At 67.5% G+C, this 8,109-nt stretch carries 6 protein-coding genes; 4 read left to right on the top strand and 2 right to left on the bottom strand.

Annotated features, from left to right (window positions below; genetic code table 11):
- Together RMO81_RS13870 and bchO are read left to right on the top strand one after the other, a co-directional pair.
- The coding region (locus tag RMO81_RS13870; RefSeq protein WP_310476483.1) for a VWA domain-containing protein at positions 1-1,695 on the top strand (1,695 nt) is incomplete at its 5' end.
- On the top strand, positions 1,695-2,576 hold the full coding sequence (gene bchO / locus RMO81_RS13865) for an alpha/beta fold hydrolase BchO (RefSeq protein ID WP_310476482.1): 882 nt from the start codon (positions 1,695-1,697) through the stop codon (positions 2,574-2,576). The genes RMO81_RS13870 and bchO, both read left to right, overlap by 1 nt.
- Positions 2,577-2,731: 155 nt before the next feature.
- Here the strand turns inward: bchO and RMO81_RS13860 are convergent, their stop codons facing one another.
- Both RMO81_RS13860 and RMO81_RS13855 read right to left on the bottom strand, forming a co-directional pair.
- Positions 2,732-3,550 carry an enoyl-CoA hydratase-related protein gene (locus RMO81_RS13860; protein WP_310476481.1) on the bottom strand — a complete coding sequence of 273 codons (819 nt, stop codon included), beginning with the start codon at positions 3,548-3,550 and terminating at the stop codon, positions 2,732-2,734.
- Positions 3,547-4,269 carry a VOC family protein gene (locus RMO81_RS13855; RefSeq protein ID WP_310476480.1) on the bottom strand — a complete coding sequence of 241 codons (723 nt, stop codon included), beginning with the start codon at positions 4,267-4,269 and terminating at the stop codon, positions 3,547-3,549. The genes RMO81_RS13860 and RMO81_RS13855 overlap by 4 nt, the downstream gene beginning before the upstream one ends.
- A 224-nt stretch (positions 4,270-4,493) precedes the next feature.
- On the opposite strand from RMO81_RS13855, the gene RMO81_RS13850 reads away from it, so the two are divergent.
- Both RMO81_RS13850 and RMO81_RS13845 read left to right on the top strand, forming a co-directional pair.
- Positions 4,494-7,841 carry a PDZ domain-containing protein gene (locus tag RMO81_RS13850; RefSeq protein ID WP_310476479.1) on the top strand — a complete coding sequence of 1,116 codons (3,348 nt, stop codon included), beginning with the start codon at positions 4,494-4,496 and terminating at the stop codon, positions 7,839-7,841.
- On the top strand, positions 7,841-7,975 hold the full coding sequence (locus tag RMO81_RS13845) for a hypothetical protein (protein ID WP_310476478.1): 135 nt from the start codon (positions 7,841-7,843) through the stop codon (positions 7,973-7,975). The genes RMO81_RS13850 and RMO81_RS13845 overlap by 1 nt, the downstream gene beginning before the upstream one ends.
- The last annotated feature ends 134 nt before the right edge of the window (positions 7,976-8,109 follow it).

The following is an 8,109-nucleotide window of genomic DNA, read 5'->3' as shown; positions in this document are numbered from 1 at the left end:
GATGTGCTGGTGGCAGCCGGAAATGGGGTTGGCGGCATCCTGCTGCGCGCCCGGCCCGGCCCGGTGCGCGATGCCTGGGCCGAAGCGCTGAATCTGGTCATCCCCACGCGCCGTCTGCCGGCCAGCGCCGATGCCGAAGCGCTGGATGGCGGGCTCGATCTGACCGCCACGCTGGCCAGCGGCAAACCGGTGCACCGGGCCGGCATCTTTGCCGATGCGGCCGGCAAGGCCCTGGTGGTGCCGATGGCCGAGCGGATGAACGCCGGCCTTGCCGCCCGCCTCGCCACCGCCATCGACGATGGCTGCCCGCCGCTGGTGCTGTTCGATGAAGGCGACCCGGAAGACGCCGAGCGCGAGCGCATTGCACCGGGCCTGGCCGATCGTCTGGCCATTCACATCGATCTGGGCAGCGTCCGGCTCGACATGGCGGCGCTGCTGGCCGGCAACGCGCCGCCGCCGCCGCTGGAGATGCTGGCCGAACCCGGCGCCATCGCGAAAGACCCGGAAACCGCGCTGGCAGTGGCCGCTGCTGCGCTGGGCATCAGCTCCATCCGCGCGCCCATCATGGCCGTGCGCGTTGCCCGCGCCCACGCCCGGGCAGATAACCGGCCCGACGCCATCGAGCAGCTGCGCGAAGTCGACATGGCCGCCGCCGCCGCGCTGGTGCTGGGGCCACGCGCCACCCGCGTGCCGCCGCCACCTGAGGAAGAGCCGCCGCCACCGGAAGAGCAGCCGGACGATCAGCCGCCGCCGGAAGACCCGCCACCGCCGCCGCCGCCCAGCGATGACACGCAGGGCGACGATCAGGACCAGCCGGAACCGCCGCCAATCGACCCGACCGACATGATCCTGGATGCGGCACAGACGGCGCTGCCACCTGGCCTGCTCGATGCGTTGGCGGCGGGCACAGTGTCGAAAGCGCCAAAGGCCAGCGGAGCATCGGGCGCCAAGCAGAAGAGCATCACCAGTGGCCGCCCGGCCGGCGTGCGCCCGGGCATGCCGGGTCGCGGCGCGCGACTGGCGTTGATCGAAACCATCAAGACCGCCGCTCCGTGGCAGAAGATCCGCCCTGCACGCGACGATGGCCGCCTCGCCATCCGCACTGATGATCTGCGCATCCGGCGTTTTGTGGCGCAGACCCAATCGACCACCATTTTTGCCGTCGATGCCAGCGGCTCGGCGGCGTTTGCGCGGCTGGCCGAGGCCAAGGGCGCCGTCGAACTGTTGCTGGCGCAGGCCTATGTAAAGCGCGCCGAAGTGGCGCTGGTGGCGTTTCGCGGCATGGAAGCGTCGTTGGCCCTGCCGCCCACGCGCAGCCTGCCGCGCGCCAAGAAAGAACTGGCCGGCCTCGCTGGCGGCGGCGGCACGCCGCTTGCTGCCGGGCTGGATATGGCCCGCAAGGTGGCGGAAGCCGAAAAGGCCAAGGGCCGCACGGCGCTGGTGGTGGTGCTCACCGATGGCCGGGCCAATGTCGGCGGCAGCGCGGCGCAAAGCCCGCAAGAGGCCGCGCTGGCCTCGGCGCGGGCGTTCCGCGCCAGTGGCATCGCCTGCGTGTTCATCGATTGCAGCCCGCGGCCGCGCCCGCAAGGCGCCGAACTGGCAAATGCGATGGGCGCGCGGCTGGTGACACTGCCGCGCCTTGATGCCAATGCAGTGGTGGCAGCGGTGAACGCTGCAAGTACAGGAAAAAATTGATGCGGTGGGATATTGATGGGCGTCACGTGCCGCACAAGGAATGGAGCCAGTTCGTTACCGCTGGTGGGCTGAAATGGCATGTGCAGATCACCGGACCGCAGGATGCGCCCGTACTGCTGCTCATTCATGGCACCGGGGCCACCACGCACAGCTTTGCCGGGCTGGCAGCCCTGCTCAGCCCGCATTTCCGTTTGGTGATCCCCGATCTGCCCGGCCATGGCTTCACCCAGAAAATGCAGGCGCCTGATCCCGACAATGTTGCCAAGGCACTGGCGGCGTTGTTGACCGCCTTGAATGTGACCCCAGCCCTCATTCTGGGTCACAGCGTCGGGGCGGCGATTGCCTTCATGCTGGCGGCGGGCGGCCATGTGCAGCCGCAGGCCATTGTCTCGCTGGGCGGCGCGCTGCTGCCGTTCGAAGGGATGGGCAAGGCCTTCCCCGGGCTGGCCAAGGCGCTGTTCGTCAATCCGCTCATGCCGTCGCTCTTCTCGTTCACCACCCGTTTCCAGTCGATGCCCGATCTGTTGAAGCGCTGGACCGGCTCCCACTCCAGCCGCGAACAGGTGGCTTATTATGAACGGCTGTTCCGCAACCCAAGCCATACCGGCGGCGCGCTGTCGCTGATGGCGCACTGGGATCTGGACACGATCGAACGCAGCATTGCCGGCATCCATTGCCCGGTGCTGCTGCTGCACGGCGAGCGCGACAAGACCGTGCCGCCATCCACTTCGGTCACCGTGACTCACCGCCTGGCCCAGCGTGGCACAAGCGCCGAACATCACGGCCTGCCCGGCCTGGGCCACCTCGCACACGAAGAAGCGCCCGACCGCCACGCGCAACTGGTGGAACAGTTCGCACGTGGGGTAGGGGTCCTGGGCTGAACCTCCAACTCCCTCCCCCTTGTGGGGAGGGTCGACTCGGCGCCAGCCGAGCGGGGTGGGGGTTCCCGCCTGTTGTCGCCCAGGTCGGACCCCCACCCCGGGCCGCCCCTTCGGCGCGTCTCTCGACCCTCCCCACAAGGGGGAGGGAGTTGGGCCTAGCGCCCCTTAAACACCGGCGCGCGCTTCTCCACAAACGCCTTGGCGGCGTCCTTGTGGTCGTCGGTCAGCCCGCAATGGACATGGTGAGTGGCCTCCAGATCGAGGCAATCATCCATGTCGCCGCCGGAAAAGGCGCGGTTGAGATTTTCCTTCATGTAGCGATAGGCCACGCGCGGGCCGGCGGCCAATCGCGCCGCCAGTGCCTGCGCTTCGGCCAGCACGCTATCTGCCGGCACCACGCGGTTGGTCAGGCCGAGCCGCAGTGCCTCGGCGGCGTCCACCCGGTCGGACAGCAGATACATTTCCCGCGCCTTGGCCGCGCCCACCAGCGCAGTGAGGAAATAGGTGCCGCCATAATCGCCGGAAAAACCGACTCTGGCGAAGGCGGTGGTCATGAAGGCGGTATCGGCCATGACGCGCAGATCGCAGGCCAGCGCCATCGACAGTCCGGCACCCGCCGCCGCGCCGGGGATGGCGGCGATAGTGGGTTTTGGCATGGCGTGCAGGCGCCCCGCCGTTTCGCGCTGGTTGCGGCGCTGGCGGGCGATGGCAACATCGATGGGTTCAGGCTCGCCGCTTTCGTTGCGGGCCGCCATGCCCTTCACGTCGCCGCCGGCGCAAAACGCCCCGCCGGCCCCGGTGATGACGATGGCGCCGATGGCGGGATCGGCTTCCGCCTGGCCCAGCAACCGCGCCAGCCCGTCGAGCATGGCGCGTGACAGCGCGTTGCGCGCGGTGGGGCGGTTCAAGGTGAGGGTGAGCACGCCATCGGTGATGCTGGCGTGCAGGTCTTCAGTGCCGGTGTCATAGCTCATGGGTTGGTCTCCGGAAGGAAATCGAGGCCGCAGCTGCGGGCCGGGGCGGCAAGGCCGGAAACGCGGATCGCGGCGAGGCCTTCGCCGCCTGGGCCAGTGCCCGGCACGAAATCGAGCCCGCCATTATCGAGGCCGATGCGCCAGCCGGCGCCATGCGGCACAGCCAGCCGATCAAGAATCTCGCTCCAGCGCGATGCGGTTGCTTCGGGATCATCACAGGTCATCACCGCGCCGCTGATCACCAGGCCGGCATTGGCGTGGGCCTGCCAGCCGCTCCCGGCCCACATGTAACTGCCCATCATGCCGCTGTCGGGCCCGTGATGATCGATGGAGAGCAGGCAACCGCCGGTATCGCGCGGGTGCAGGTGCAGGGCGGTGGCGTGCAGTGCGGCGTCGCCCACGGAAAGATCTTCCACGATGCGCACATTTCGGGCGGCCAGCCGAGCGCGGATGGGCGCGAGATCAGCCGTATCGAGGATCACCATATAACCGGTCGCGCCGCCGCGCCGCGCCATGTAGCGGCCAGCGGTGGTGCCCTCCTGCAGCGGGGCCAGCGCCTCCAGAAACGTGCCGCCCAGCGCCCACAGCGCGTTGTGCAGACCATATTTGCCAACACCCGGATCGCGATAGCAGACACTGGCCGCCATCATCTGCCCAACCTCGGCCTCCACGGGTGCAAGTTCCGGCGCAACCATCGCAATCTGACGCAGACGCAGCATGAAGCCTCCTCAAAGCGGCGGTTGCCGCATCCCCGCCTTCGGCGCAGCTTTGCCGGGCAGGGGCAGCGATGATGGCGCAAGATGGGCTGACTGTCAGCAACGAAGCCGGGGTGAAAGCAAATGCGCGCCATCACGCCGATTTGCCGCCCTAGCCGCCTCTTGATTGACACGCCCGCCCGGCCCGGCCACGTTTGCGCTCAATCAAGGAACTGGGGAATATCGCGATGAACAGGCAGCGCTGGATGGGCATTGGAACCGTGGCGATGGCCATGGCCACATCGGCGCAAGCGGCCAGCCCGGCGCGCTTGCTGCAGCAACCGGCGATGAGCGCCACGCATCTCGCCTTCGTCTCCGGCGGCGATCTCTGGGTTGCTCCGCGCGCCGGAACCTCTGGCGGCGGGAAAGCCACCCGCCTCACCACTGGCGTCGGCATCGAACAGGCCCCCAGCTTCTCGCCCGATGGCCAGACCATCGCCTTCACCGGCGAATATGATGGCAACATCGATGTGTTCAGCGTGCCCGTCGCCGGCGGTGTGCCCAAGCGGCTGACCTTCCACCCGGCTGGCGATGCCGCCGTGGGCTGGTCGCCCGACGGGATGCGCGTGCTGTTCCGCTCCAATCGCGATTCCGCCAGCCGCTACACCCGCCTGTGGCAGGTGGGTGCCGGTGGCGGCACGGCCACTGCGCTGCCGCTGCCGATGGCGGCGGCCGGCACGCTGTCCCCCGATGGCAAAGCCATTGCCTACACCCCGCAGGAACAGGGTTTTTCGTTCAACCACACCCGCTACACCGCCTGGGGCAATTATCGCGGCGGGCTTACCGGCGCGGTGTGGATCACTGAACTGAATGGCCTGAAAACCACCAAGGTGCCGCAAGAAGGCGGCGCGGATTTTGCGCCGGTGTGGCTTGGCGGCCAGGTCTATTTCCTGTCGGGCCGCAAGGGGCCGATCAGCGTCTATCGCTTTGATCCGGCCAGCGGCCAAACCAGCCTTGTCTGGCAGAACCGTGGCCCCGATATCCGCAGCCTGTCGGCCGACGGCAGCCAACTCGTGTTCGACCGGCTTGGCACCATCTACACCCTCACGCCGGGTGCAGAGCCCAAGGCCATCGCCATCGATCTGGATGGCGACATGCCCGATGTGCGGCCGCGCGTCGCCACTGTCGGCGCGGAAGTGCAGTCGGTCTCCGTCTCGCCCACCGGCATCCGCGCCGCTGTCGAAGCGCACGGCGAAATCCTGTCCCTCGCTGTGAAGGACGGCATCACCCGCACCATCACCGCCACCCCCGGCACCATGGAGCGCAGCCCGGCGTGGAGCCCGGACGGCCAATCCATCGCCTATTTCAGCGATGAAGGCGGCCTGTATGCGCTGCACGTTGCTGCTCAACAGGGCGCCGGCAAAGCGGTGAAGAAATACCCGCTCGCGCCCGAAGCGGCCTATTATTTCAATCCGCTCTGGGCCCCCGATAGCAAGCGCATCGCCTTTCAGGACAATCGCCTGAACACGTGGATTCTCGATCTGGCGACGGGCAAGCTCACCGCCGCCGGCCCGGCCGATGAATTTGGCGGTTTTGCCACTGCGGCGCGTGGCATGGCGTGGTCGCCGGACAGCCAGTGGTTTGTTTATGCACGGGTTTCCGGCAATCATTTCCCGGTGCTGATGCTGCACGACGTGGCGACGGCCAAATCCACCCAGATCACCGACGCAATGGGACAAGCCAGCGAGCCGACCTTCGATCGCGATGGCAAATATCTCTATTTCCTCAGCTCCAACAACGCTGGCGGCACCATCTACCCGCTCGACATGTCGAGCGACGTCTATCAGCCGACCATGAGCGTGTGGGCGCTGGCGCTGAACGCCGGCACCGCCTCGCCGCTTGCCCCGGAACTGGGCGATGAAAAGGCGCCCGCTACGCCCGCTGAACCCGAAAAAAAGGCGGACGCCAAGAAGCCCGCCGCCCCCGCCGTGCCGCCGGTGAAGATCGATCTGGCCGGGATGACGCTGGATCAGATCGCCCGGCGTATGGTGGCGTTGCCGCTGCCGCCGGCCGATTATCGCAATCTGGTGGCGGGCAAGGGCGGCGTGCTGTGGCTGCTGCGCGCCAACGAGCCGCTGGATATCGACGCCGATGAACGCCCCGGCGCGACGCTGCTGCGCTGGCAGCTGGAAGGCAAGAAGACCGAGACGCTGTTCGACAAGGCGCAACAGTTCAGCCTGTCGGCCGACGGCAACAAATTGCTCGTTCGCACCCCGCCCAACGGCGCTGGCCAATCCACCTGGCTGATCGCCGATGCCGCCAAGCCGTTCAAGTCCAGCGACGCCGATGTGAAGCTGAAAACCGATGCACTGATGGTCCGCATCGATCCGGCGGCGGAATGGGCGCAGATGTATCGCGAAGTCTGGCGGGTGCAGCGCGCGTTCTTCTATGATCCCAATTTCCATGGCTATGATCTGGCCGGCGCCGAAAAATCGCTGGCCGCGTTCCTGCCCGGCATCCAGTCGCGCGGGGATCTGAACTATCTCTTCCACGAAGCGCTCACCGGCTTTTCCATCGGCCATTTGCGCGGCGGCGGCGGCGCGATTCCGGCGGCCAAGAAGGTGCCGGGCGGGCTGTTGGGTGCGGACTATGAAATCCGCGACAACCGCTGGTGCCTGGCCCGCATCCACGATGGCGGCACCTGGACGCCGGATATCAAGGCCCCGCTCGCCCGCCCCGGCCTGGATGTAAAGGCCGGCGATTGCATCACGGCGATCAATGGCGCGGCGGTGGGCGGCACCGAGGATATTCAGCGCCATCTGGAAGGCACCGCCGATCAGGCCGTCACCCTCACCCTGTCGCGGGCCGGCGCGGCGCGCGATGTGACCGTGGTGCCCATCGCCAGCGAAGCCCGCCTGCGCAACTTGACCTGGATCGAAGACAACCGCCGCCGCGTGGACAAGCTTTCGGGCGGCAAGCTCGGCTATGTCTATCTGCCCAACACCGGCGGCGGCGGCTTCACCAGTTTCAACCGTTATTATTTCGCGCAGACCGACCGGCAGGGCATGGTGATCGATGATCGCTGGAACGGCGGCGGCCAGGCGGCGGATTACATGATCGAGGTGATGAACCGCCGCCTGATCAGCTGGTGGCAACCGCGCTATGGCCGCATCGATCGCACCCCGGCGGCCAGCGTGCTGGGGCCCAAGGTGATGCTGATCAACGAAGGATCGGCCAGCGGTGGTGACATGCTGCCGTGGATGTTCCGCGATTTCAAACTGGGGCCACTGGTGGGCAAACGCACCTGGGGCGGCCTGGTGGGTATCGGCGGCATCCCGCCGTTGATGGACGGCGGCCAGCTCACCAGCCCGTCAGTGGGCTTCTTCTCCCCGGCGGGCGAGTGGGCGGTGGAAAATATCGGCGTGCCGCCCGATGTGGAGGTGGATCAGGACCCGGCCGCCGTTATGGCCGGCGGCGATCCGCAACTGGAAAAGGCGGTGGCACTGGCCATGGACGCCCTCGCCAAAAACCCGCCGCCCACGCCAAAACGCCCGCCGTTCCCGCTCTATGGGCCCGACGGCTCCAATCGCCGGTGATGGACATCGGGCCCGAATATTTCGGCCTGATCGAAGGCGGGGTCAGCCTGGTGGCCGTCCTCGTCTTCGCCGGCTGGCAGCTGTGGACGCTGCGGGAGAAGCCGGGGGACAAGGACAGGGACAAAGAGCCATAACTCCCACTTATCGTCACCCCGGACTTGTTACGGGGGTGGGGGGGCGTGCCGTGCACACAGAACAAGAAAGCCAAACCCCCGGTCCAGTCCGGGGTGACGGGCGGGGCGGGGGCGCTTACCAATACCGGAAATCC

The sequence above is a fragment of the Sandarakinorhabdus sp. genome, assembly GCF_031422795.1.
In the GTDB taxonomy this organism is placed as follows: Bacteria; Pseudomonadota; Alphaproteobacteria; order Sphingomonadales; family Sphingomonadaceae; genus Sandarakinorhabdus.
This window is presented reverse-complemented; position numbering and strand designations above follow the sequence as displayed.